The organism is Nocardia sp. NPDC088792 (assembly GCF_044750615.1).
Taxonomy (GTDB): domain Bacteria; phylum Actinomycetota; class Actinomycetes; order Mycobacteriales; family Mycobacteriaceae; genus Nocardia.
Map to the genome: position 1 here is coordinate 606,985 of NZ_JBIVKC010000006.1, position 23,800 is coordinate 630,784.

24 protein-coding genes are annotated in these 23,800 nt (G+C 66.8%); 13 read left to right on the top strand and 11 right to left on the bottom strand.

Features of this window, described 5'->3' with window-relative positions:
* The 3 genes from ACIP5Y_RS39050 to ACIP5Y_RS39060 are packed head-to-tail and all read left to right on the top strand — an operon-like array spanning nt 1 to nt 3,187.
* Nucleotides 1–681: a thiamine pyrophosphate-dependent enzyme gene (locus ACIP5Y_RS39050; protein ID WP_400357772.1), complete on the top strand. Its 681-nt coding sequence runs from the start codon at nt 1–3 to the stop codon at nt 679–681.
* Nucleotides 678–2,057 (top strand): aldehyde dehydrogenase family protein, encoded by a 1,380-nt coding sequence (locus ACIP5Y_RS39055; RefSeq protein WP_400357774.1) that lies wholly within the window; start codon nt 678–680, stop codon nt 2,055–2,057. The genes ACIP5Y_RS39050 and ACIP5Y_RS39055 overlap by 4 nt, the downstream gene beginning before the upstream one ends.
* The gene (locus ACIP5Y_RS39060) at nt 2,054–3,187 is read left to right on the top strand and encodes a mandelate racemase/muconate lactonizing enzyme family protein (protein ID WP_400357775.1); all 1,134 of its coding nucleotides are present in this window, start codon (nt 2,054–2,056) and stop codon (nt 3,185–3,187) included. Before ACIP5Y_RS39055 ends, ACIP5Y_RS39060 begins: the two co-directional genes overlap by 4 nt.
* Here the strand turns inward: ACIP5Y_RS39060 and ACIP5Y_RS39065 are convergent.
* From ACIP5Y_RS39065 to kdpB, 4 genes are all read right to left on the bottom strand, one after another.
* Nucleotides 3,177–5,732, bottom strand: coding sequence for an ATP-binding protein (locus ACIP5Y_RS39065; protein WP_400357777.1), 2,556 nt, complete (start codon nt 5,730–5,732; stop codon nt 3,177–3,179). The two genes, ACIP5Y_RS39060 and ACIP5Y_RS39065, sit on opposite strands and share 11 nt — an antisense overlap.
* Before the next feature lie 103 nt (nt 5,733–5,835).
* Nucleotides 5,836–7,488: a potassium-transporting ATPase subunit KdpA gene (kdpA, locus tag ACIP5Y_RS39070; RefSeq protein ID WP_400357779.1), complete on the bottom strand. Its 1,653-nt coding sequence runs from the start codon at nt 7,486–7,488 to the stop codon at nt 5,836–5,838.
* A gap of 3 nt (nt 7,489–7,491) precedes the next feature.
* Entirely contained in the window at nt 7,492–8,361 is an 870-nt protein-coding gene (locus ACIP5Y_RS39075) for a potassium-transporting ATPase subunit C (RefSeq protein WP_400357781.1), read from the bottom strand.
* Between the two features lies 1 nt (nt 8,362).
* The gene (kdpB, locus tag ACIP5Y_RS39080) at nt 8,363–10,519 is read right to left on the bottom strand and encodes a potassium-transporting ATPase subunit KdpB (protein WP_400357783.1); all 2,157 of its coding nucleotides are present in this window, start codon (nt 10,517–10,519) and stop codon (nt 8,363–8,365) included.
* A gap of 202 nt (nt 10,520–10,721) precedes the next feature.
* Here kdpB and ACIP5Y_RS39085 point away from each other — a divergent pair, with 202 nt between their 5' ends.
* Nucleotides 10,722–11,123, top strand: a complete 402-nt coding sequence (locus ACIP5Y_RS39085) for a nuclear transport factor 2 family protein (protein WP_400357784.1) — start codon at nt 10,722–10,724, stop codon at nt 11,121–11,123.
* Here the strand turns inward: ACIP5Y_RS39085 and ACIP5Y_RS39090 are convergent.
* Nucleotides 11,113–12,171: an alpha/beta fold hydrolase gene (locus tag ACIP5Y_RS39090; protein WP_400357785.1), complete on the bottom strand. Its 1,059-nt coding sequence runs from the start codon at nt 12,169–12,171 to the stop codon at nt 11,113–11,115. The two genes, ACIP5Y_RS39085 and ACIP5Y_RS39090, sit on opposite strands and share 11 nt — an antisense overlap.
* A 37-nt stretch (nt 12,172–12,208) precedes the next feature.
* On the opposite strand from ACIP5Y_RS39090, the gene ACIP5Y_RS39095 reads away from it, so the two are divergent.
* The 5 genes from ACIP5Y_RS39095 to ACIP5Y_RS39115 all read left to right on the top strand — a co-directional run bounded on the left by ACIP5Y_RS39095 (nt 12,209) and on the right by ACIP5Y_RS39115 (nt 16,212).
* A complete protein-coding gene (locus tag ACIP5Y_RS39095; RefSeq protein ID WP_400357786.1) occupies nt 12,209–12,769 on the top strand; it encodes a TetR family transcriptional regulator in 561 nt (186 codons plus the stop codon).
* A 283-nt stretch (nt 12,770–13,052) separates the two neighbouring features.
* Nucleotides 13,053–13,808: a class I SAM-dependent methyltransferase gene (locus tag ACIP5Y_RS39100; protein ID WP_400357788.1), complete on the top strand. Its 756-nt coding sequence runs from the start codon at nt 13,053–13,055 to the stop codon at nt 13,806–13,808.
* A gap of 59 nt (nt 13,809–13,867) precedes the next feature.
* Nucleotides 13,868–14,515, top strand: a complete 648-nt coding sequence (locus ACIP5Y_RS39105) for an NUDIX hydrolase (RefSeq protein WP_400357790.1) — start codon at nt 13,868–13,870, stop codon at nt 14,513–14,515.
* A 92-nt stretch (nt 14,516–14,607) separates the two neighbouring features.
* Nucleotides 14,608–15,162 carry a GNAT family N-acetyltransferase gene (locus tag ACIP5Y_RS39110; RefSeq protein WP_400357792.1) on the top strand — a complete coding sequence of 185 codons (555 nt, stop codon included), beginning with the start codon at nt 14,608–14,610 and terminating at the stop codon, nt 15,160–15,162.
* Between the two features lie 87 nt (nt 15,163–15,249).
* Complete coding sequence (locus tag ACIP5Y_RS39115) at nt 15,250–16,212, top strand: alpha/beta fold hydrolase (protein ID WP_400357793.1); 963 nt, start codon at nt 15,250–15,252, stop codon at nt 16,210–16,212.
* A 44-nt stretch (nt 16,213–16,256) separates the two neighbouring features.
* Here ACIP5Y_RS39115 and ACIP5Y_RS39120 read toward each other — a convergent pair whose 3' ends face one another.
* From ACIP5Y_RS39120 to ACIP5Y_RS39135, 4 genes are all read right to left on the bottom strand, one after another.
* Nucleotides 16,257–16,673 (bottom strand): diadenosine tetraphosphate hydrolase, encoded by a 417-nt coding sequence (locus ACIP5Y_RS39120; protein ID WP_400357795.1) that lies wholly within the window; start codon nt 16,671–16,673, stop codon nt 16,257–16,259.
* Nucleotides 16,674–16,757: 84 nt separating this feature from the next.
* Nucleotides 16,758–16,901: a hypothetical protein gene (locus ACIP5Y_RS39125; RefSeq protein WP_400357797.1), complete on the bottom strand. Its 144-nt coding sequence runs from the start codon at nt 16,899–16,901 to the stop codon at nt 16,758–16,760.
* 41 nt (nt 16,902–16,942) lie between these two features.
* A complete protein-coding gene (locus ACIP5Y_RS39130; protein ID WP_400357799.1) occupies nt 16,943–17,296 on the bottom strand; it encodes a hypothetical protein in 354 nt (117 codons plus the stop codon).
* 203 nt (nt 17,297–17,499) lie between these two features.
* Entirely contained in the window at nt 17,500–19,002 is a 1,503-nt protein-coding gene (locus ACIP5Y_RS39135; protein ID WP_400357801.1) for an MFS transporter, read from the bottom strand.
* A gap of 90 nt (nt 19,003–19,092) precedes the next feature.
* Between ACIP5Y_RS39135 and ACIP5Y_RS39140 the strand changes: the two genes are divergently transcribed.
* Genes ACIP5Y_RS39140 through ACIP5Y_RS39150 form a run of 3 tightly spaced genes read left to right on the top strand, consistent with a single transcriptional unit; the run spans nt 19,093 to nt 21,404 of the window.
* Nucleotides 19,093–19,749, top strand: a complete 657-nt coding sequence (locus tag ACIP5Y_RS39140; protein WP_400357802.1) for a TetR/AcrR family transcriptional regulator — start codon at nt 19,093–19,095, stop codon at nt 19,747–19,749.
* A 50-nt stretch (nt 19,750–19,799) separates the two neighbouring features.
* Complete coding sequence (locus ACIP5Y_RS39145) at nt 19,800–20,588, top strand: helix-turn-helix domain-containing protein (RefSeq protein ID WP_400357804.1); 789 nt, start codon at nt 19,800–19,802, stop codon at nt 20,586–20,588.
* A 51-nt stretch (nt 20,589–20,639) separates the two neighbouring features.
* The gene (locus ACIP5Y_RS39150) at nt 20,640–21,404 is read left to right on the top strand and encodes an SDR family NAD(P)-dependent oxidoreductase (protein WP_400357806.1); all 765 of its coding nucleotides are present in this window, start codon (nt 20,640–20,642) and stop codon (nt 21,402–21,404) included.
* A 72-nt stretch (nt 21,405–21,476) separates the two neighbouring features.
* Here ACIP5Y_RS39150 and fabG read toward each other — a convergent pair whose 3' ends face one another.
* Nucleotides 21,477–22,196 carry a 3-oxoacyl-ACP reductase FabG gene (gene fabG, locus ACIP5Y_RS39155; RefSeq protein ID WP_400357808.1) on the bottom strand — a complete coding sequence of 240 codons (720 nt, stop codon included), beginning with the start codon at nt 22,194–22,196 and terminating at the stop codon, nt 21,477–21,479.
* Between the two features lie 164 nt (nt 22,197–22,360).
* Nucleotides 22,361–23,047 (bottom strand): hypothetical protein, encoded by a 687-nt coding sequence (locus ACIP5Y_RS39160; RefSeq protein ID WP_400357810.1) that lies wholly within the window; start codon nt 23,045–23,047, stop codon nt 22,361–22,363.
* Nucleotides 23,048–23,210: 163 nt separating this feature from the next.
* Here ACIP5Y_RS39160 and ACIP5Y_RS39165 point away from each other — a divergent pair, with 163 nt between their 5' ends.
* On the top strand, nt 23,211–23,792 hold the full coding sequence (locus tag ACIP5Y_RS39165; protein WP_400357811.1) for a hypothetical protein: 582 nt from the start codon (nt 23,211–23,213) through the stop codon (nt 23,790–23,792).
* The last annotated feature ends 8 nt before the right edge of the window (nt 23,793–23,800 follow it).

Below are 23,800 nucleotides of genomic sequence, written 5' to 3' on the forward strand. Positions count from 1 at the left end.
GTGTATCGCATCGACGCACTCCGCGTGCTCGCCGACCTCACCGAGGCGCTGCCGGTCGTGGTGACCTGCGCGGCCTCCAGCCGGGAACTCGCCGCCGTCGCCGACCGGCCCAACCACCTGTACCTACTGGACTCCATGGGCCTGGCGGTCTCGGTCGCGACCGGTATCGCGCTGAGCCTGACCGACACCGCGGTGCCGAAAGTGGTGGCCATCGAGGGCGACGGGTCACTGCTCATGAACCCGAATGTGCTGCCCACGGGCGGGTTTCTGCGCCCGCCCAACCTGGTGACCGTCCTCCTCGACAATGCGGTCTACGGCGCCACGGCCAATCTGCCGACCTACGCCGACACCGTCGATCTGGGCGTGCTGGCCGAGGCCTCGGGCTGGACCGTGCACACCGCGAGCGACGAGCTCGAACTGCGCGCGGCCATCCTCACCGCGCTCGAGCAGACCGGCCCGGTCCTGGTGCACGTCCATCTCGAGGTAGGCAATGCGGCCGACATTCCGAAGCTGCTCGTGAATCCCGTTGTGCTGGGCCACCGTTTCCAGAAGTGGGTGGCCGCGCGGGTGGCTGCGGGATCGGGTGAAATCGCTGCCGGGCCGCGGGACGGCTCTGCCGCGCAGCAGGATATCGCCGGCGCGCAGGAGGCCGTGCCCGCGGGACGGGAGGCGGCGCGGTGATCACCACGATCGATCCGGCCAACGGGCGCGTTCTGGATAGCTACCGTTACACCGGCGAGCGCGAGGTGGGTGTGGCGCTGCGGCGCGCGCAAGCTGCGGTGCGGGAGCGCGCCGACGAGTCGATCCAGCAGCGCGCCTTGTGTTTCCGCATGCTGGCCGATGTATTGCGGGCGCGGCGTGAGGATTTGGCGTTGCTCATCACCGTCGAGATGGGCAAGCCCCTCACGCAGGCGCGCGCCGAGCTCGACAAGTGCGCGACCACCTGCGAGTTCTATGCCGAGCGCATGCCGGAGCTGCTGGCGCCGCAGGCCGTCGACGTGTTCCCGGAAACCGCGGAGATCCGGATGCGCCCGCTGGGCGTGATCCTCTCGGTGATGCCGTGGAATTACCCTTTCTGGCAGGTGATCCGGGCAATGTTGCCTGCCGTCGCGGTGGGCAATGCCATCGTGCTCAAGCATGCCGACAATGTGTCCGGCTGTGCGCGCGTGCTGCAGTCGCTGTTCGATGAGGTGTTCGGCGCGGGCATTCTGACCACCTTGATGCTGCCCGCGCATCGCATCGGCCCATTGATCGACGATCCGCTGATCGCGGGCGTGGCGTTCACAGGCAGCAATCGGGTCGGCGCGCTGATCGGCGCGCGGGCCGGGCGTTCGGTCAAGAAGACGGTGCTGGAACTCGGTGGTTCCGACCCGTTCATCGTGCTCGGCGATGCCGATGTGCCCGCCGCCGCAGCGGCCGCGGTGCGCGGCCGCTTCCTGAACAACGGCCAGAGCTGTATCGCCGCCAAGCGAATCCTGGTGGAGCGCAGCGTCTTCAGTGAGTTCGTCGAGGCCATGCTGTCCGAACTGGACGGCCTGGTTTACGGCGACCCGACCGCCGAGGCCACCGATGTGGGCCCGATGGCCCGCGTCGATCTCCGCGACGAACTGCGCCGCCAGCTCGACGCCGCCGTGGCGGCCGGGGCCCGGGTCCTCTACGGCGGCAAGCCCGACGAACGCCCCGGCGCCTGGTTCCCGCCCACCCTGATCCAGGTCCCCGACACCACGAATCCGGCCTTCCGCGAGGAAACCTTCGGCCCCCTGGGCGTAATCAAACCGATCGCCTCCCCGGCCGCCGCCCTGACCGCCGCCAACGAGTCGATCTACGGACTGAGCTGCTCGATCTGGGGTCGGGACCGCAGCGTCATCGACTACCTGGCCGATCGCCTCGACGCCGGTTCGGTCTTCGTCAACCGCATCTCCGAATCCGACCCCCGCCTACCCGTCGGCGGCGTGAAGGCCAGCGGCTACGGCCGCGAGCTGAGCCACTGGGGCATGGCCGAATTCGCCAATATCCAAGCGGTGCGCAGCGCCGCGACCCCGAGGAGCACCCGATGACCATCGCCTCCATCCGCACCCGCGCCATCGGCGTTCCCGTCGACAAGCCGACCCGAATGTCCAACCGCGAGTTGGGCGCCCGCCACTACCTCCTGGTCGAGGTGACCACCGACGACGGCGCGACCGGCGTCGGCTACACCTACGCCGGCACCGGCTCGGGACACCTCGCCAAATGCGCCGCCGACGACCTGCTCGCCCCCGTCTACCTGGGCGGTGACCCCAATGACGTAGTGGGCCTGTGGGATCGCGCCTACCAGGAAACCCTGCTGGAAGGCCGCCGCGGTACCGTCCTGCGCGCCCTCTCCGCCCTGGACATCGCCCTGTGGGACCTCCGCGCCAAACAGGCCGGCCTCCCGCTGGTCAGCCTCCTCGGCGGCGCCACCGCCCCGCTCCCCGCCTACGCCTCCGGCGGCTACTACCGCCCCGACGAGGGCGCCTGGACGGATGCGGTGGCCCGTGAGATCGAATTCAATGCCTCCCAAGGCTTCACCGACCACAAGATCAAGGTCGGCGGCCTCTCCGTAGCGGAAGACGCCGCCCGCGTAGCCGCCGCCATCGAGGCCATCGGCGACACCGGCCGCCTCTCCCTCGACGCCAACAACGCCTACCGCTCCGTCCACGAAGCCCGCACCGCCATCACGGCTTTCGAACGCGCCGCCGGCGACCACCCCCTCTGGTGGTTCGAAGAACCCCTCTCCCCGGACGCGAATGCCGGCCACGCCGAACTCTCCCGCACCATCCGCACCCCCGTCGCCACCGGCGAAATCCACCAAACCCGCTGGGAATTCCGTCCCCTCATCGAAGCCGGCATCCCGATCCTGCAATGCGACGCAGGCGTAGCCGGCGGCGTCACCGAATGGCTCCGCATCGCCGCCACCGCCGCCACCTTCGGCCTCCAGATGGCCCCCCACTGGCACCACAACCTCCACGTCCACCTCTGCGGCGCGGTCTCCAACACCCTGGTAGTGGAGTACTTCGCCCTGGAGAAGGGCATCTACAACTTCGAACGCCTCCTCACCCCCGCCTCCCGCCTCCGCTACGCCGACAACCAGGTCTTCATCCCCGAACGCCCCGGCCTCGGCATCGAATTCGACGAAGAGATGGTCACCAAGTACGAGCTCATGGGCTGACCTCGACCGAGCTGGTCCGCGGCAGGGTGACGACCATGGTGAGGCCGCCGCCCGGGGTGTCGTCGGGAGTGATGGTGGCGCCCATGGCTTCCGCCAGGCCGCGGGCCAGGGCCAGACCCAGGCCTACGCCATTGCCGTTGTGGCGGTCGCCGAGGCGTTGGAAGGGGAGGAAGACGCGGTCGCGGTCCGCTGATTCGATGCCGGGGCCGTGGTCGATGACGCGGATCTCGACCGCGTCGCCGTCGATCATGTCGGCGGCTATGGAGGGTGGGCGTTCTTCAGGGCTGTAGCGCAGGGCGTTTGCGATGAGGTTGACCAGGACTCGTTCCAGGAGTACCGAATCGGCGCGGACCAGCGGCAGGGCCGGGGCTATCCGGGTGTGGACGGTGGCGGTGGCATCCAGGTCGTCGAGGGCGCGGGGGAGTACCTCGTCGATGCCCAGGTCGTCGAGGTGGACGCCGAGGACGCCTGCTTGGAGGCGGCTCATGTCGAGCAGGTTGGTGACGAGGCGGTCGAGGCGGGTGAGGGACTCGCCTGCGGCCTCGAGCAGGAGGGCCTGGTCTTCGGGGGAGAAGGTGACGGTGGTGTCCTGGAGGCTGGTGACCGCGGCCATGGCGCCGGCCAGTGGGGTGCGGAGGTCGTGGCCTACGGCGGCGAGGAGGGCGGTGCGCATGCGGTCGGCTTCGGCCAGTGGGGCTACGGCCGCGGCTTGTTCGGATAGTCGTTGTTGTTTGAGGGCCACGGCTGCTTGGACGGCGAAGGCCGCCGCTACGCGTTGGTCGGCGGCTTCGAGGCGGCGGCCGCGTAGTACCAGGGCCAGCCGGTCGTCGGCGGGGACTTCGACGTCGCCGCAGGCGGGGGCGGTGCAGGGTTCGCCGCCGGTGGTCGCGACTATGCGCCATTGGTCCGGATCGCGGCGCAGGTCGGGGTCGTCGATGCTGTCTTCGTGGCGTTCGAGCAGGGTTACCGCTTGCATGCCGAAGGTTTCGCGTACCCGTTCCAGTAAGGCGGGCAGGGCGGCGTCGCCGCGTAATACGCTGCCCGCCAAGGTGGAGAGGGTGTCGGATTCGGCGTGTGCGCGGGCCGCTTCGGAGGTGCGGCGGGCGGCCAGTTCCACGGTGGCGCTCACCGCGAAGGCGACCACCACGAAAACGACCAGGGCCAGCAGGTTTCCGCGATCGCCCACGGCGAGACTGTGTTTGGGCGGGATCAGGAAGTAGTCGAGCAGGGCGAAGCCGCCGAGTGCGGCGAGCGCGCCCGGGTACAGTCCGCCGAGCAGGGCGACACCCACCACCGCGCCGAACAGCAGCACAATGGTTGCGGCCAAGGGTAATCCGATGACCAGTGCCACGGTGAGTACCGCGGGCAGGCCTACGAGCGCCGCGGCGAGACCCATCAGCCGGCGTCGCATGCTGAGTGCCGGTGGCGTACGCCAGATGCGGCGGGTGGTGCGGGTGGCCTCGTGCGGCACCAGGTGCACGTCGATGGCATCGGATCGCACGCTGATGGTGGCGCCCACTCCCGCCGAGAGCCGCGAGGCCAGCGCACCGCGGCGGCTCGCGCCGAGCACCAGCTGGGTGGCGTTCACGCCGCGGGCGAAATCGAGGATGGCGCTGGGAATGTCGTTGCCGATGACCTGGTGGTAGCTGCCGCCGAAGTCCTCGACCAGCTTCCGCTGGCGGGCCAGGTGGTCGGGTCCGGCGTCGATGAGCCCGTCGCTGCGGGTCACGTGCACGGCGAGCAGGTCTGCGCCCGTGGTTCTTTCGGCGATGCGCGCGGCGCGGCGCAGGATGGTGTCGCCCTCGGGGCCGCCGGTGAGTGCGACCACAATGCGTTCGCGGGTCTCCCAGGTGCGGGTGATGTTGTGTTCGGCGCGGTAGTCGTCGAGCTGGTCGTCCACCTTGTCCGCGACCCACAGCAGCGCGAGTTCCCTTAGCGCGGTGAGGTTTCCGGTGCGGAAGTAGTTGCGCAGCGAGGAGTCGATCTTCTCGGGCGGGTACACATTGCCGTGTTCCATCCGCCGCCGCAGCGCCTCGGCGGTCATATCGACGAGTTCGACCTGCTCGGCGGCGCGTACGACGGCGTCGGGCACGGTCTCGCGCTGCACCGTGCCGGTGATCCCGGCGATGACGTCGTTCAACGATTCCAGATGCTGGATGTTGAGCGTCGACAGCACCGTGATACCGGCGTCGAGCAGTTCGTCGATGTCCTGCCAGCGCTTGTGGTTGCGCGAGCCGGGAACGTTGGTGTGGGCGAGTTCGTCGACCACGACCACGGCGGGGCGGCGTTGCAGGATGGCGTCGATATCCATCTCGGTGAACTCGGAGTCCTTGTATCGCACACTGACGCGCGGTATGAGCTCCAGGCCGTCGAGCAGGGCGGCGGTGTGTTTGCGCCCGTGCGTCTCCACCAGGCCGAGCACCACATCGGTGCCTCGGCTCGCCCTGCGTTGCGCTTCTTCCAACGCCTTGAATGTTTTACCGACGCCGGGGGCGGCTCCGAGGTAGATCCGAAGTCGGCCCCGGCCCGGGGGTTTCGTCATCATCGTCCCGAATTGAACGGCCGATGCGGGCGCAGTGGTAATGCTATTGACACACCGCTAGCGCCCCGGCCTGCAATCTTTCCGGAATCCATACGGTCTCTCAGGTTCATCCCAGGATGCCGTCGGCGAGCGGGGCGAGGGAGAGCGCGGGCAGGAAGTTGAGCAACGCCAGGATTATCGCGGCACTCGTGGCCAGCACCACGAAGGTGCTGCCCTGCGTCCGCAGCGTCCCGGCCGTGGCCGGGACCGGATGCTGTGCGACGAGTTTGCCCGCCAGCGCGAGCACGAACACCATGGGCAGATAGCGGCCCACGGCCATGCCCGCCACCATGGTCAGGTTGTAGAACAGCGTGTTGCCGCTGAGGCCGCCCATGGATGCGCCATTGCCCATCACATTGCTGGTGTAGGCGAACAGGATCTCGGTGAACCCGTGTGCGCCCGGATTGCCCATGCCGGTGCGGCCCGGGTCGGTGCCGATGGCGATGGCGGACAGCGTCAGGATGGTGGTCGGCGCGACCAGCGCGTACAGCACGACCAGTCGCATTTCGCCGTAGCCGAGACGCTTACCGAGGAATTCGGGCGTGCGCCCGACCATGAGCCCACCCAGGAAGACGGCGATGAGCAACACCATGATCAAGCCGTAGAGGCCGCTGCCGGTGCCGCCGGGCGCGATCTCGCCGAGCATCATGGCCGCCACGAGTACGCCGCCGCCGAGGCTGGTGAAGCTGTCGTAGGAGGAGTTGACCGCGCCGTCCGCGGTGGCGGTGGCGCTCACGCCGAACAGGGTGCTACCGGGTACGCCGATGCGCTGTTCGGTGCCTTCCACCGGGCCGCCCACCGCCTGGGAGACGGTGTTGGCGTGGATCTCCTGGGCCAGCACGCCGCTGGTGAGCAGTAGGCCGAACAGGACGCCGACCACGATGAGCAGGGTCCAGCTCAGTCGCAGATTGCCGGCCATGCGGCCGAAGGTGCGCAGGAATGCGGTCGGAATGAGCAGCATGAGAATGGTTTCCACGGCATTGCTCATGGCGTTCGGGTTCTCGAACGGGTGCGCGCTGCTGGCGTTGAAGAAACCGCCGCCGTCACCGGTCATGATTTTGATCGGTTCCCAGGAACCGACCGGTCCGCCGATGAGGGTCTGCGAGCCACCGGCCAGCGTGCCCGCATCATGCGGGCCCATCAGGTTCTGTTCCACGCCGAGCAGGATGAGGATCAGGCCGAAGATGATCGCCAGCGGCATCATGATGCGGAAGATGCTGCGCAGCAGGTCGACCCAGAAGTTGCCGAGTGCGTCGCCACCGCGCCGGGTGAGGCCGCGCACCAGAGCCAGCGCGACACAGATGCCGACCGAGCCGGAGGCCACGCCCTGCACGCCCAGTCCGGCCATGACGGCCAGGTGCCCGGTGGTCGTCTCACCGGCGTAGTTCTGCCAGCTGGTATTGGTCACGAAGCTGACCGCCGTGTGCAGCGACAGATCCCACTTCATGCCCGAATGGCCCAGCGACAGCGGCAGATGCCCTTGCAGCCAGAACAATCCGAACAGGGCGGCAATGCTGATCACCGTGAACGAGGCGAGCGCGAGCAGATAACCGCGCCAGTTCTGTTCGCTGTCGGGATCGATACCGCACATACGGTAGATCGCGCGCTCGGCACGCAGATCCCGGCCGCCGTCCAGCGCCCGCGCCATGTAGTCGCCGAGCGGGACGTGCAGGATCACCACCACGCCGAGAATGAAAAGTGCTTGCAGCCAACTGAACACGGTCTATGACTCCCGATCGAGCGCGAGGTTGAGTTCCAGCACGTTCACGCCGGGTTGCCCGAGGAACCCGAGTGTGCGCCCGGTGGTGTGGGATTGGATCAGCGCGTGCACGCGGTCGAGGGGCAGATGCCGCTCGCGGGCGATGCGGGGGGCCTGCAGATCGGCGTAGGCGGGGGAGATCTGCGGATCCAAGCCACTCCCGCTGGCCGTTACGGCGTCGGCGGGCACCACCGGTTTGCGCGGCGCATCGCCGCGGATCGGGACGATCAGCGCCGCCGAGTAATCCTCGCCGGGCTTGCCGCATTCCACCGCCACACCGTCATAGGACTGCATGAAAGGTATTGCGGGGCAGGCCTGGTTGAGGCTGACCACGCGAGTCACATTGCCGGTGAGGCCGTCCGCACGGTAGACGCCGAGCACCGCGCCGACACCGTCGGAGGTGCAGTACGGCCGCGAGCCGTCGACACCCTCCAGATCGCCGACCGCCTTGGAGCGGGCACAGATCTGGGTGAGCAGACTCTGCTTGCCGGACTTGGGATCCGCGGGATCCGGCAGCGTGTCCACGTCGTTCTCGGGGCCGAGGTTGCTCGCGCCCGAGGCGGTCGGGTCATAGCCGTTGCCCGCGGCGGATGGCCGGCTCTGGAAGTACTTCGGTAGCGCGTTGCCGTTGGAGTCGGTGAACGACTGCCCGATCAGCGCACTGCCGACGAGCTTGCCGTCCCGATACAGCGGCTGCCCGTCCGCACGATTGCTCAGGACCTGCGAAACACCGGTCATGGCAAGCGGATACAGCAGCCCGACGATCACCGTGAGCACCGCGACGACGCGCACGGCGGCCAGATGCTGGGCGAGCCAGAGAGGTAGGCGTGACATGTCAGATTCCCGGAATGAGTGCGACCGCGAGGTCGATGAGCTTGATCGCGAGGAACGGCACCGCCACGCCGCCGAGGCCGTACACCCACATATTGCGGGCGAGCAGGGCATCGGCGCTGGCGGGCCGGTACCGCACACCCCGCAGGGCGAGCGGGATGAGCGCGACGATGACGACGGCGTTGTAGATGACCGCGGACAGAATGGCCGAGGTCGGGCTGTGCAGCGACATGATGTTGAACGCGCCGAGGCCCGGATACACCGCCGCGAAGATGGCGGGCAGGATCGCGAAGTACTTCGCGATGTCATTGGCGATCGAGAAGGTGGTCAGCGCGCCGCGGGTGATGAGCAACTGCTTGCCGATCTCGACGATCTCCACGATCTTGGTCGGGTCCGAGTCGAGGTCGACCATGTTCCCGGCCTCCTTGGCGGCCGAGGTGCCGGTGTTCATGGCCACGCCGACGTCGGCCTGCGCGAGCGCGGGCGCGTCATTGGTGCCGTCGCCGGTCATGGCGACCAGGCGGCCGCCTTGCTGCTCCTGCTTGATCAGGGCGAGCTTGTCCTCGGGCGTGGCCTCGGCGAGGAAGTCGTCGACGCCGGCCTCCTCGGCAATTGCCTTGGCGGTCAAGGGATTGTCGCCGGTGATCATGACGGTGCGGATGCCCATCCTGCGCATCTCGTCGAAGCGTTCGCGCAGACCGGGTTTCACCACGTCCTTGAGGTGCACGACGCCGAGCGCGCGCGCCTCGCCGCCCTCGACGTGTTCGGCCACGACCAGCGGCGTGCCGCCCGCGGCGCTGATGGCGTCCACGATATCGCCGACCTCCTCGCTGGGGCTGCCGCCGTGCTCGCGCACCCACCGCATGACGGCCGCGGCCGCGCCCTTGCGAATCCGCCGGTCGTCGATATCGACGCCCGACATGCGGGTCTGCGCACTGAAATCCACCCAGTGGGCGCGGACGACCTCGCCGGGCTCGCGTTCGCGCAGAGCGTGGGCGACCTTGGCGTGCACCACGATGGACCGGCCCTCGGGCGTCTCGTCGGCGAGGCTGGCGAGCTGCGCCGCCTCGGCCAGATCGGCGGCGGAAACGCCTGCGACCGGGACGAATTCGCTCGCCTGCCGGTTACCGAAGGTGATGGTGCCGGTCTTGTCGAGCAGCAGGGTATGCACATCGCCGGCGGCCTCGACGGCGCGGCCCGACATGGCGAGCACATTGCGCTGCACCATGCGGTCCATGCCCGCGATACCGATGGCCGACAGCAGCGCGCCGATGGTGGTGGGGATCAGGCACACCAGCAGTGACACCAGGACAACGACGGCCACGCCCTGACCGGTGACGGCCAGGGTGTCGTGCGCGGCGGGCATGACGGTCTTGGAGAAGATCGTCATCGGCTGCAGGGTGATGGTGGCGACCAGGAAGATGAAGGTCAGTGCCAGCAGTAAGAGGTTGAGCGCCCGCTCGTTCGGCGTCTTCTGCCGCTTCGCGCCTTCGACCAGCAGGATCATCCGGTCGAGGAAGCTCTCACCCGGTTCCTGGGTGATCTTCACCAGAATGCGGTCCGAGAGCACCGTGGTGCCGCCGGTCACCGAGCAGCGGTCGCCGCCGGATTCCCGGATGACGGGCGCGGATTCGCCGGTGATGGCGGATTCGTCCACGCTGGCCACGCCCTCGACCACATCGCCGTCGCCCGGAATCAGCTCACCCGCAACGACTCTGACGAGATCGCCGCGGTGCAGGCCGGCGGCGGACACCTCCTCGACAGTGAGTGTGTCGAGGCTCCGGCCTTCCTGCCAGTCGGTGACGCGGTGGGCGAGGGTGTGCTGCCGGGTCCGGCGCAGCGTATTGGCCTGGGCCCGTCCGCGGCTCTCGGCCACCGCCTCGGCCAGATTGCCGAAAAGCACAGTGAGCCACAGCCATCCGGTGATGAGCCACGCGAACAGCGAAGGATGCAGGATCGCCATGATCGTGGTCAGCACCGCGCCGATCTCGGTCACGAACATGACCGGATTGCGCCACAGCGTGCGCGGATCCAGCTTGCGCACGGCCTCCGGCAGCGCGGTCACCAACTGCCGGGGCCGCAAAATCCCCGCGGACACCCGGTGCGGGCGGGAATCGGCGATTTCCACATGCTCCGGCCTGCGGAGCGTCTGGACGGCCATCAGAACTTCTCCGAATACCGGATGGCGATGAGCAGATACACGGCCCGAATTGAACGCCCGGTGATGACCTCCCGGCACCGGCGTTGACGGTCTGCCTGCGCCCCGGCCCGCAATACTTCCGGCTTCCAGACGGCTCGGCGCGTATTCGGGCCCAACGAAATCCGCTGGCCCGGAGCGCGGGCTCGTGTGAGGATCGGACCTCATGCCGATCACGACCGACGATCGCCTGGCGATCCACGAACTCCTGTCCCTGCACGGTCATCTCAGTGACGCCGGCGACTTCGCCCGCATGGACGAAATCTTCCTCGACGACATCGCCTACGATCTCACCGAATTCGGCGCAGGCACCGTCAACGGCCGCGATGCCCTCCGCGACATGGCCCTCGGTATGGCCGACCGCCAGCCCCTGGCCCACCACGTCACCAACATCGTCGTCACTCCCGTCGACGCCGATACCGTCACCACCGTGTCGAAGGGCTTGGCCGTCAACCTCGATGGCACCATCGCCAGCGTCACCTACGCCGACACCCTGCACCGCACCCCGGCAGGCTGGCGCATCACCCACCGCAAGGTGATCCCCCGCCGCAAGCCCCTCACCCCGTAACCGACTGCGCGGCGCCCAACCCGACCGCGCGGCGCAGGTCGCCGGTGTAGGCCTCGGGTTGTTCCCAGGCGGCGAAGTGGCCGCCCGCGGGGTGTTCCACATACTCGCGGATATTCAGGAATGCCTCGGCGTAGCTGCGCGGCTCCGGTTTGGTGTCGTGCGCGAACACCGACAGCACGGTCGGCGTATCGATCCGGTCGGGAAGGACGGCCGACTCGGTGTAGGTGGCGAAGGACGTCCCGATCGTGCCGGTGACCCAGTAGGCGCTGACCCAGGTGAGTAGCTCCTCCGTGGTGAAAGCCGGTCCGTCGGACCAGGACTCGAGTTTCTCGACAAGCCAGGCCGCGAGCCCGGCGGGGGAGTCACCGAGCGCGACGGCAAGCGTGTTCGGCCGCGTCGACTGCTCCGCGATATACCCGCCCTGCGCCCGGAACCACTGCGCGGCCCGGCCGAGGTAGTCCGCGGCATCCGGCGCGAGCTTCGCCGGATCCACCGAGAACGCGTGTTGCGGTGCGACGTTCGTCAGATGCAGCGCGGCGACCCGATCCGGGTGCTGTCCCGCAAGAATTTCCGCGACGGTGCCACCCACGTCACCCCCGGACACCGTGTATCGGGGGTAGCCGAGCTCCTCCAGAGCGTCCGCGACGATTCCGGCAATCCTGTTGGCTGACATACCGGATGCGGTGAGCGGGGTCGCGAACGGAAATCCCGGCAGCGCGGGAACCACGACATGCAGGTCCGTGAGCAAAGGCAGGACGCGTTCGAATCGCAGTATCGAGTCGGGCCAGCCGTGCAGCAGTACGGCAACCGGCGCGCCGGGGTCCGTCGATCGCTGGTGAATGACACGCAGCTCCGTGCCGCCCGCCTGCACTGTCTCCCAAGGGAATTCCTCGATTCGGCGTTCATGTACGCTCCAGTCGTACCCGTCCACCCAACGGTCGAGCAGCTCATCGAGGCGAGCCCCGGTGATGCCGCGCGCCTCATCATCACTCCAGGGCGTCGTGACCCGCCGTGTCCGCCGCAGCCGTTCCCGCATCGCGTCATCCATGTGTATCAGCGTACACATCATGTGTATGCTCGTATACATGACGTTGCGAGACGCGGCCGCCACCAAGATGCGAATTCTGGAGCATGCCCAACGCCAGTTCGCCCAAAACGGTTACGCAGCAATCACAGTCAAAGGCGTAGCCGACGCCGCGGGCGTCTCGCCGAACCTCATAACCCGCTACTTCGGCGGCAAAGACGGGCTCTTCCTGGCGGCAACCCAGGTGGAAATACCGGTCACGAACTCCTTCGACGGCGACCGCTCCGAACTGGGTTCCCGCCTGGCGGCAAGCATCGTCCACCGCTGGTTCGATACATCCGGCGAGGACCCCCTCCTCGTCCTGCTACGCGCCTCCGGCGAACGCCCCCAAGCAGCCGAGGCCCTGGCCGCATTCCTCGACACGAACTCTCTGGAACCCCTGCATCACTACCTACGAGCCAGCGGCCTGGACGACACGGACGCCCGCGACCGAGCCGCCGCCATCGACGCCTTCGTCCTCGGCGTCTCCACCCGCCGCCGAGTCCTCCGCTCCGAACTCGGCACCCGCGCCGACCTCCAATCCTGGCTCGGCACCACCATTCAGCGCCTCGCCGACGGCTAGGCTGTTCGGCCTCCAATCCGCCCGTCCCGATCCAAGCCGCTCGACGCCTTGGGCGGGGATGAGGAATCGCGCCGATGAATCGGCTCGCGCGATCCACCAGCCATGATCGCCGAGTGGCACATGAGGGTTGCAACGGCCGAGTGAGGTCGGTCCTGGTGTGCCACTCGGCGGCGGAAACCAGCCATCACGATGACGAGATGCGCTCTGCTGTAGCCGATTCCGGGGATGGTTGTCGGTTCTACGCTTTTCGTGCATGCTTGCTCGGCGTGTCAGGATGGGGTGCATGACTCCGGTTCCAGAAGGTCGGGCGCTTCCCGCTGATGTGGCCCGCGCATACGACTATGACAGCATCGCCGAGGGATACACGGCCGAGAACGAGACCAGTCTCCTGAACGCGTATTACGAACGGCCCGCAATGCTGGAGCTTGCGGGGGACGTGGCCGGTCGGCGCATCCTCGACGCCGGGTGCGGGGCGGGACCCTTGTGCGCCGCGCTGCGCGATCGAGGCGCCGTCGTGACCGGTATCGATGCGAGTGCCGGGATGCTGGAGCTGGCCCGGCGGCGGATCGGCTCCGATGCGGACCTGCGCGTCGCCGACCTGGCCGATCCACTGCCCTTCCCCGACAACGCATTCGACGATGTCGTCTCCTCCCTGGTACTGCACTACTTGGAGGACTGGGGGCCGACCCTCGCCGAGTTGCGCCGCGTGCTGGTTCCTGGCGGCCGTCTCATCGTCTCGGTCGAGCATCCCTTCGCCATCTGGCTGTCCGAGCGGTCGGCCGGTGAGAAGACCGACTACTTCCAGACCCGCAAGCGAACCGAAGAGTGGACCATGGGTGGCCAGTGCGCCCGGTTGACCGTCTGGGACCGCCCGTTGCATGCGATGACCGCCGCCTTCATCGCAGCCGGGTTCCGCGTCGACACGATAAGCGAACCGCCGCCGGCCCCCGACGCCCGCGATCTGTTCCCCGAGGAATTCCGCGAAGTAGCCGGCACCAGCTTTCTGGCCTTCCTGTTCTTCGTCCTGCAAGCCGACTGACCGCCGTCGTCCGCCGAGCGGCGTTGACGGTGGGCGGCGTCGCGAATTAGGTTCGGCTGATGCAGGTCGACGAGGACAGTAGCGGTTACCGCTGGAGTGACGTGCCCGCTGACCAGCTGCGGCGCGAGATGGCCGAGGCGTTGGAGGCCTTCTCGCGCCGGATCGTCGATCCTGCTGGGCGCAAGCCTGCCGCGGTGCTGATCGCGATAGTGGATCGTGATGGGGAGCAGGGTATTTGGCTGACCGAGCGGTCCTCGGGGTTGCGCGCTCACGCCGGGCAGCTGGCCTTGCCAGGAGGGAAGCTTGACCCGGGGGAGGACGCGGCAGCGGCGGCGTTGCGCGAGCTGCACGAGGAGCTGGGCATCGCTGTGCCCCGCTCGAGCGTGCTCGGGCTGCTCGACGACTATCCGACCCGCTCCGGTTATGTGATGACTCCGGTCGTGGCCTGGCTCGGTCAGTCACCCACCCCTGCTCCGAATCCTGCCGAAGTGGCTGAGGTGCACTGGATTCCACTCTCGGACCTCGACGTCGATCCGCATTTCGTGCCTGTCCCGGGTTCCGACCGCCCTGCCATCCAGCTCCCGCTACTGGGCGGGCACCTGCACGCTCCGACCGCCGCGGTTCTCTATCAATTCCGGGAAGTGGCCCTACGTCACCGATCCACCCGCGTCGATCATTGGGACCAGCCCCGTTTCGCGTGGGAGTGAGTACGGGGGGCTCGGAAGGCCAAGTGCCCGTGTTCATCCGGTGTCGGTCGAATGCAGCCTGATGCCGACTGTCCGTCACGTAGGTTGGGGTGGTGGCGACTTACACGGGGTTCCCCGCAAGTCTTCTGACCGAGCGACTCCGGCTGCGGCCCTGGCTGCCCTCGGACGCGGAGGACCATCGTGCGCTATGGGCCGAGCGGGATGTGCGAGCCCGCCGCAGGATCGACGCGGACGGGCGCCCGACGGTCGAGGACCTGCGTGGCTGGGCGGTGGCCAGACCTCTCGGTGCCGAACCCGGGCTCGGGCTGCTTCCCATCGAGCTGCGGGAGAGTGGCGAGTTCATCGGCTATTGCGGGCTGATCGTCGGTGAGGGGTCCTACGACGAACCCGAGATCGCGTACGAGCTCGCTCGGCGAGCCCATGGGCATGGATACGCCACGGAGGCGGGACGGGCGGTCGTCGAGGCGGCGGCACGCACGGGGCGGCGGCGGTTGTGGGCGACAGTGCGGGAGTGGAACACTGCATCGTTTCGCGTGCTGGAGAAGCTCGGCTTCTATGAGAGCGGACGTGTCACCCCGGATCCTGACCGTGGCGACTCGATCTGGATGACGCGCGAACTCACTCCGTCGATCGATAAGCGACGGTAATTCTCGAGCCGAAAAGCTGTCATTGATACCCGCTGCTCCCGCTGAAACGATTTAGCTCCCGACAGCAGACAGAGGGCTCGAAAACTTATGCGCTTCAATGCGTTCCGCAGGAAACTGGTAACACTCGCCGCAGCGCTGGCCATGGCCGGTGCATTCGTCACGTCGTGTTCGTCCTCGCATCCGGCCGCCGCGGACCCGCTGCCCGGCTTCCACGACGGCACGATCGACAATGACGGTGTTGCGGTGCATTACGTGATCGGCGGTCACGGTCCGGCGATCGTGGTGCTGCACGGCTGGCCGGAGACCTGGCGGGGGTGGTCGAAGCTGGCTCCGGATCTGGCCGCGGATCACACCGTGGTTGCGGTCGATCTGCGTGGCATGGGCGATTCCGGCTTCGCCAAGTCCGATGACGGCTATCAGGCCTTGAATGTCGCCACCGACGTGCACGCGGTCGCCCAGCATCTGAATCTGGGGCACTTCGACCTGTTCGCCCACGACTGGGGCGGTGAGATCGCCCTGGCGTACGCGGCCGAATACCGTTCGGACCTGTCGCATCTCGCGATCATGGAGGCTGCGCCGAGCAGCGATTACGGCAAGTTCGCCGCGGCGCATCCGGAATTCGTGTGGTTCGATTGGATGGCCCTCGGACCGAAGGACCAGCTCGCCGAACAGCTGATCGCAGGCAAGGAATCCGCCTTCTACGGCTCGTTCTACAAGGAGGCCGAAGGCGGCGCGATCGACAAGGCCGAAAGCGATGCCTACATCGCCGCCTACAGCAAGCCCGGTCGCACCCACGCCGGCCTGGAGTACTACCGCCAGAAGCCGACCGGCGACAAGGCCATCGACGCCATGATCGCCAAGGACGGCAAGCTCACCGTCCCGGTCCTGGCCCTCGGCGGCGATTACAGCATGGGCGCGTCAGTGGGCACCATGATGTCGCGCGTGGCCACCAACGTGACCACCGACGTCGTCCCCGGCGCCGACCACTGGCTCCTGGACGAAAACCATGACTACGTCCTGGCCAGCCTCCGAAAACTGCTCACCCGGTAACCCCGCGGCCCGTCCGGGGCGCCACCGCACCGGTGGCGCCCCGGTCAGGCAGCGGTGAGCCGATCCAATTCCTCACCGATCGCCCGCCGAATCGCGTCGTGCCGGGAGCCGAGCGCGTATCGAGGATCGCTCCAATTCCCCCGTGGGTACAACCAGACCGGCATGCCCACGAAATCATCTGGCTCCCAGTTGAATCGGGGCCACACATGAGCGTGCAGAAAAGTGTGCGTGTTTCCCAGGATCTCCAGATTGACGCGCCGAAAGGCCGGATCGACCCTCCCACAGGCGCGCTCGACCGCTTCGCCGAGTCGCTCCATGTCGGACAAGAATGCGAGACGTTTCCCCCGGGGAAGATCGGAAAGCCGTTGCACTGCCGGATCGTCCACGAGAAGCAACGAGTAGCCGGGGAGGAACTGAACATCCCCGATCACGGCGAACCCGGCTTCCAGGCGTCGAATCACCGTCGGATTCTCACCACGGAGGGCGCTACCGATCCGGTCTGTTCGGAAGTCGACACTCATCGCAGAACCATAGAGGGACATCGGTCAGGCGTTGGAAGCGATCTTCCAGAGGTAGCCGTCGGGGTCGGCAATGTAGCCGGAGTATCCACCCCACTGGGCCGCGGCGGCGGGTTTGACGATCGCGCCGCCGGCGTCGATCGCGGCGGTGATGACCGCGTCCACCTGCACGGCTGAGTCCTGCCCGTAGATTCCAGCGGGCCTGAACCGGTTCAGATGGTCCAGGTCAGTGGGTAGTTGATGATCGGGCGTTCGAACTTGCCGCCGATCGCCTCCATCTCGCCGCGGGCGATGACGGCCATTTCCTTCAGATCGTCCATCTGCTTCGCGTGCTCTTCGGTATCCCAGATGCTGATCTGCGCCGTCGTACCTTCCGGTGAAACGCCGGTGTACCAGTGCAGCAGCCCCGGCAGCGCGTTGATCGCCGGGATCAGGTAGTCGGCCTGCTTCGTGATCAGGGCCTCGAAATCGGCGAACAGGCTCGGGTCGAAGCTGGCGCGTCCGACGCGGACGACTGCGCCTGCCGGCAACGACTCGGTCATGGTGATCCTTCCGTGGATGAACACTGCCCAGCAAGTCTGCTGTCACCGGTCCGGCCTATCAACGGCCAATCCTGTGGTCATCGGTAAGTGATGTTTATCGATCGTCGCCGTCCCGCTACCTGGGAACCCGGTCCTGAAACGCCACGACCCGCGCTGTCCGTGAGGACAGCGCGGGTCGTCGAAAGGTCAACGGGCCGAGGTTATCTCGGGCAGTCGACCCGCAGGGGTCAGAGGCTGGTGGACACCGTAGCGAATTCACCGGCGCTCGCCAGGGCACTGTCTTCCTCGACCTCGTGCTGGGTCAAGCGCCGCCCGGTCTTGCCGAGGCCGAATCCGGCCAGCAGCGCTGCCACCGCGAAGAAGGCCGCACCCGTCAGGAATGCGATCCGGTACGCGCCCTCGGCCGGCAGGGCCACGACCGCACCGTTGGGCAGGGCGTGGGCCAGGGTGTCGCTGGTGAGGATGGTGACCACCAGCGCGCTGCCGATGGCGCCGCCCACGGTCCGCATGATCGAGTTGATCGAGTTGGCGATTCCGGTCTCGTGCGGCGCCACATTGGCGACGAGCAGTGCGGGCATGGCCGCGTAGGCGATTGCGATCGCGGCGTTGCCGATGATCAGTGCGATGACAACTTCCGTGCTGTTCGCGTGCAGCAGCGCCAGGGCGGTCAGGGCGCACAGGCCGATGACGCTGGCGAGCAGCAGCACGAAGCGCGGGCCGATCCGCCCGACCAGACGACCGGCGATCGGACCCATCAGCACCGAGGCCACAGCGCCCGGCAGCATGAAGGCCACGCTGGTGCGGAGCACCGAGGCGTCGAACCCGAATCCGGCGAGTGCGCGCGGCGTCGCCACGAAGTAGGTCGCTCCCAGGAACACGCTGAACATCGCGAAACCGACGCAGAAGCTGGCGAGGTTGGTCACCGCGACCGGTCGATGCGCCAGCAGCGAGGTCGCCACCAGCGGCTCCTTCAGCTTGGACTGCAGCAGCAGGAATCCGGCCAGCACAACAGCCGAGGCCACGAACAGGCCGATCACCTTCGCGCTGCCCCAACCCCATTCGTGCCCTTGGGAGATCGGCAGCAGCAAGCAAACGAGACCGAGGCCGAGCACCGCGGCGCCGACGTAATCGACACGCCCACCCTGGCCCGCACGCCGCGGCAGGGTGACGAACGCCAGCACCAGCACCACCGCGGTCAGCACGACACACAGCCAGAAGATGCGACGGTAATCCGCCCCGCCCTGCGTCAGCAGACCGGTTGCCACCAGCGCGACACCGCTGCCCACGCCCAGGGTCGAGGCGGTGACGGCCAATGCCCCGGTCAGGCGCTCGGCCGGAAGTTCATGGCGCAGCACGCTGATCGCCAGCGGGAACAGGCCGAAGCTGGCTCCCTGCAAGGCCCGGCCGACGATGAGCAGGTCGATGCTGTGCGCCGACGCGGCGATCACACTGCCGACCAGCGTCACCACCAGTGTCGCCAGCACGACCGGCTTATGCCCGTAGACATCGCCCAGTCGCCCGAGCAGCGGCGTCAGCGCGGAGGCGGCGAGCATCGTCGCGGTGGTCACCCATCCGACGGTGGTCGCCGAGACCCCGAGCTGCAGACCGATCTGCGGCAGTGCGGGCACGGGCAGCGTCTGAGCCATTGCCAGCAGAAACACGGTGCTGGCCATGGTCAGCACGATCGCGGTCGGCGAGGAGGTACGCCGACTCCCAAGCGAGGAGGTCATTAGCAGGACCCTACGCTGGAATCGACACAGTGTCGATTATGATAGACGCCACGTCCACTACGGGAATGGAAATCGCTCTATGGTGTGGTCATGGCGCAGAAGGGCGGACACAAGGTGAACCAGACCCGAGACACGACCGAGGGAATCCGCCGCCGCGGCACCAAGTCCAAAGGTGATCAGCGCGAGGCCCAGATCCTCGACGCGACCCGCACCCTGCTGACCGAGAAATCGATGGCCACGTTGACCGTCGACGACATCACCAACGCGACCGGCATCTCACGCACGAGCTTCTACTTCTATTTCCCCTCCAAACAAGCGGTCCTCGCCCGCCTGATGGAGGACGTGAGCGACCGCTACGCCCAAACCCACGTCTGGCTCCCCTCCACCGGCCAGCAACGAGAACTCCTGCACGCTCAACTCGCCGGCGCCGCCGAAATCTGGCACTACAACAGCACGATCCTGGCCTGCTCCCTGGAGGGCTACGACAGCACCTACCCACCCCTCACTGAATTCATCGCCAGCATCCAAACCCGCTTCACCAGCGCCCTCGCCGCCAAAATCGACCGCGACCGCGCCGCCGGGCTGGCCCCCGAAGGCATCGACTCGGCCACCCTCGCCGACCTCATCACCCTGATGCGCGACGGTCGCCTCTCCCAACTTTCCGCGGCATCCAATGGCGATGTGGCACAAGGCATCAATGACCTCGCCGAGGCCATCCTCCGCCTCATCTACGGCCGCCTGGATTGATGCCGCCCGCTACACCCTGGGATGTTGCGCAGCCGGTAGGCGCCGGTCGGATGGCGGGTGTGAGCATGGCTGGGTTCCGCCAACGGAATTCGGGTCCGATCGAGGAGCGGGTGGTCCCGCATCCCGCAGTCACAGTGATCTTCGAATTCGGCGATAGTTCGCTCGTGGTCGACGATGCGACCGGGCGGCTGGCGCGGGGAAGTCTCGCCGCCGGACTCGGGGCGGGCGCAGTTCGGATGTGCGGGAACAATATCGGGTGCGTGGAGGTGCGGTTGTCTCCGGTGATCGCATATGCCGTGCTGGGTGTCCGTCCGGCGGAGCTGAATCCTATGGTCGCCCTTGATGATCTGTGGGGCCGAGACATGGAACGGCTCCGAGAGCAACTGGGCGCAGCCGCTTCATGGGGCGATCGCTTCGCCTTGACGGACGCGTTCCTCGCTCGTCGGCGCACGGTTAGACCTTCGATGGATCCCGAAGTGGCATGGGCCTGGCAAAGAATCACGCTCAGCCGTGGTCGGCTCCGGGTCGAGGATCTGGCGGTCGAGATCGGATGGAGCCGCAAACGGCTGTGGGACAGGTTCCGGTCACAGGTGGGCCTGGCACCCAAGCGTGCGATGAAACTGGTGCGCTTCGATCATGCCGCCCACTGCTTGGCCGCGGGCCGGAGCCCGGCCGGCGTCTCGGCGGAGTGCGGTTATGCCGACCAATCCCATCTGCACCGGGATGTGTTGGCGTTCAGCGGCGCAACTCCGGTGACGCTTACCCGTCGCCTGGGATTCGCGGCGACCCATACCGCGTTTGCCTGTGCGGGAACATTCGTACAAGATCCGGAACCATAGCGGCGGTCAGAGTGGGGTATGCGCTCTTACATGTCTGGTGCGAAGGTGTTGGTGACGGGGGCAACCGGCGGAATCGGGCAAGTGCTCGCAGTCGAACTCGCCGCCCGCGGCGGCCGGATGACCCTCACCGGTCGCCGGATCGACTTGCTCGAGCCGCTGGCCGAAAAGGTGGGCGGCCGAGCCATTCCCGCCGACCTGACCGACCCGGACGCGATCGAGAAACTCTTGGATGCGGCAGGTGAGATCGACGTGCTCGTGGCCAACGCCGCGCTGCCGGCCACGGGTCTACTGACCGACTACTCCATCGACGAGATCGACCGCGCCCTCGACGTCAATCTCCGCGCGCCGATCATCATGGCGAAGCTCACCGCGCAACGGATGGCCACCCGGCGCCGAGGTCACTTGGTCTTCATTTCCTCGCTGTCCGGCAAAGCCGCTTCCGCGCAGGCATCGCTCTACAACGCCACCAAGTTCGGGCTCCGCGGTTTCGCTCTCGCACTGCGCGAGGACATGCGCCCACACAACGTCGGCGTCTCGACCGTATTCCCCGGCTACATCAGCGACTCAGGGATGTTCGCAGACTCCGGCGCAACACTGCCCCGAGGCGTCGGCACCCGCTCCCCGCAAGACGTCGCCCGCGCAACCATACGAGCCATCGAAAACAACCTCGCCGAGGTCGACGTCGCCCCACTCGGCCTGCGCCTGGCAACCCTGGCCGGCGCGATCACCCCCACCGTGTCGGCCGCTGTCCAACGCCGCATGGGCATGCAGAAGATCACCGCACAGCTCGCGGAAGGCCAGCGCTACAAGCGCTGACACCTCACCCGGCAGCGCCGACCCGGGTCATCGACCGAGGCATGACCGGTTAGTCGGAGGGGAGCGAGTCGGTCAATGCCCCATCCCCAGACCGCCGTCGACAGGAATGACGGCGCCGGAGATATAGCTCGAATCGTCCGACGCGAGAAAGCTTATGGCGGAGGCAACTTCGTCAGGATGACCGATGCGCTGCATCGGGATGGCTTCGGGTGCGAGGCTGCGGTATTTCTCATCGAGCGCGCGAGTCATATCGGTATCGATGAACCCTGGCGCGACCACATTGGCGGTGATCGCGCGGGAGCCGAGCTCTCGGGTGATCGAGCGTGCGAGACCGATCAAACCCGCTTTCGATGCGCCGTAATTGGCCTGGCCCGGTGTACCGAGCATTCCCACCGCAGATCCGAGGAAGATCATGCGCCCCCAGCGAGCACGCAACATGGCTCGGCTGGCGCGCTTAGCGACCCGGAAGGCTCCGGTGAGGTTGGTGTCGATGACGTCCGTGAACGTATCCTCCCGCATGAGCGTGAACAGCATGTCGTCGGTAACACCAGCATTGGCGACAAGCACCTCCACATCGCCTTGCCGCCGCGAGACTTCCGCGAACGCCTCGTCGACCGATGATGTGTCGTTCACATCGCACGCTACTGACAGCAATCCGTCAGGCGCCTCCGAGCCGCGGTGCGTAACAGCGACCCGATGCCCCTCGGCACTCAGCCGCCGGGCAACTGCGAGCCCAATTCCCCGATTTCCCCCTGTAATCAGAACCGATCGCGATGTAGCGCAATTCGACACAAGATCCCTTTCGTCACCTCAGCTGAGCAACGCCCGCAGTCGCATACGCGGGGCGTCGACTGAAAAGTCTTGCGACGGTGCGATCTTGAAGCAATTGGCAAAACGCTCCAGACTTCCCCCACCCACTTCGTAGAGTCCACGCTTCTCGGACAAGCCGCGCTCGACTAGCTTCCGGGTTCGCCCTGCGGGCCATGCCTTGTAGGCCAGACGTGGGCGCGGCGGCTGTGGCCTTGCGGGGTGAAAGAGAAGGAAGTGGGGAAAGCGCCTGCACCGCAACGGGTTGCCAGCAGGATCGGCTCCGGATACTGCGGAGGCCAACTCGGCTCGGTGCCAGGGTCTACACCATTCCAGAGATGGAATATCACCATTGGATCGCTGACGTCCGTGGTCGCGTAGGCCAACGACTTGCTGTAGCGCGGATTCGATCCGCCGAACAAGACACTGGGCTCTCCGAAGGCGTCGACGACGTCTGTCAAGGTACGGTCGTGTTCGGTAAAGGGTGCGATCTCGGTGCGTAACGTCGTGTACTCGTCGGCGGTCAGCGTTCGGTCCAGCCTCAGCCAACCCCTGTTCCGGGCGACCTCGGCGTACATGGAGGCCAGGGCGTCCTCGATTCCACTGTGTGGAAGCTGTTGCTGCAAAGCGCCTTTCACGCCCGTGGGGGTAAACGCGTTGCGATCACGCCAGGATTGTCGAAGCTTCTCGATGCCGTTCTCGTCGCCTTCGAGAAAGTACAGATGATCGAACGTCGTCCAGAGGGCAGGCTCACCGCCGAACATGCTCAGTCGACGCAATATCTGGTTGACCTGGTTGACGAGGTAGACGTGCATCTGATCGCCCGAGCGGACCATCGAACCATTACTCCTTGTCCTCATCACCAACGCAACTTGAACATCGTAGTGAAGAAGCGAGGGTGCCACCCTTGTCGGTGCCGTTCGCTACTGTCGTGACGTAACGGTGAGGGGGAGAAGGTCGCTGTTGCAATGCATTCGGAAGTTCGGTTCAGGAGGGTCAGTGGGGGAGAGCTACGACGACTTCGTTCCGGTGCCGGGTTCTGTTGACCGGGTTGGGGGTGGGGGCGAATCGCGGATCTTTCGGCATCTGCGTGCGGGGGAACAGGTGTTGTGGCTCGGCGGGCCTGATCCCGGCGTCCGGTTCACCCCGGCGGATGTGTTCGTGATTCCGTTCTACCTGGTGTGGGTCGCGGGCTGGACTGCCTTTCTGGCATGGATGATCGCTTCCGGCATTCTGATTCCCTTGGTGGTCGGGGTGCCATCGCTGTGCGTCGGCGCGTACCCGCTTGTCGGCAAGTTCTTTCTCAAAGGGCGACTCAGGCGGCGGACGGGCTATGCCGTCACTACCGGGCGCGCATTGATTGCCGAGGGCACTCGGACGCTGCGGGAGGTGCCGCTGCCCAGCTTGCCGATGTCGATTCGGCACAGTCGCGACGGGCGCCATGTCAGTGTGGCCATCGGAGAGTGTGGCCGCTGGTGGATGTTCGCTGACGAGATCGCTGCGGGGAAACGTGTACCCGCGTTCGCTTTCTACGATGTCGCCGATCCCGACGGGCTGCTTGCGGCCCTCAATAACGGTTGAGGGAGAAC

Bases quoted from the DNA above. Each gene is read 5' to 3' on its own strand.
- ACIP5Y_RS39060 (WP_400357775.1), top strand. From the start codon at position 2,054: ATGACCATCGCCTCCATCCGCACCCGCGCCATCGGCGTTCCCGTCGAC.
- ACIP5Y_RS39065 (WP_400357777.1), bottom strand. From the start codon at position 5,732: ATGATGACGAAACCCCCGGGCCGGGGCCGACTTCGGATCTACCTCGGA.
- ACIP5Y_RS39075 (WP_400357781.1), bottom strand. From the start codon at position 8,361: ATGTCACGCCTACCTCTCTGGCTCGCCCAGCATCTGGCCGCCGTGCGC.
- kdpB (WP_400357783.1), bottom strand. From the start codon at position 10,519: ATGGCCGTCCAGACGCTCCGCAGGCCGGAGCATGTGGAAATCGCCGAT.
- ACIP5Y_RS39085 (WP_400357784.1), top strand. From the start codon at position 10,722: ATGCCGATCACGACCGACGATCGCCTGGCGATCCACGAACTCCTGTCC.
- ACIP5Y_RS39090 (WP_400357785.1), bottom strand. From the start codon at position 12,171: ATGGATGACGCGATGCGGGAACGGCTGCGGCGGACACGGCGGGTCACG.
- ACIP5Y_RS39095 (WP_400357786.1), top strand. From the start codon at position 12,209: ATGACGTTGCGAGACGCGGCCGCCACCAAGATGCGAATTCTGGAGCAT.
- ACIP5Y_RS39100 (WP_400357788.1), top strand. From the start codon at position 13,053: ATGACTCCGGTTCCAGAAGGTCGGGCGCTTCCCGCTGATGTGGCCCGC.
- ACIP5Y_RS39105 (WP_400357790.1), top strand. From the start codon at position 13,868: ATGCAGGTCGACGAGGACAGTAGCGGTTACCGCTGGAGTGACGTGCCC.
- ACIP5Y_RS39115 (WP_400357793.1), top strand. From the start codon at position 15,250: ATGCGCTTCAATGCGTTCCGCAGGAAACTGGTAACACTCGCCGCAGCG.
- ACIP5Y_RS39135 (WP_400357801.1), bottom strand. From the start codon at position 19,002: ATGACCTCCTCGCTTGGGAGTCGGCGTACCTCCTCGCCGACCGCGATC.
- ACIP5Y_RS39140 (WP_400357802.1), top strand. From the start codon at position 19,093: ATGGCGCAGAAGGGCGGACACAAGGTGAACCAGACCCGAGACACGACC.
- ACIP5Y_RS39145 (WP_400357804.1), top strand. From the start codon at position 19,800: ATGGCGGGTGTGAGCATGGCTGGGTTCCGCCAACGGAATTCGGGTCCG.
- ACIP5Y_RS39160 (WP_400357810.1), bottom strand. From the start codon at position 23,047: ATGGTCCGCTCGGGCGATCAGATGCACGTCTACCTCGTCAACCAGGTC.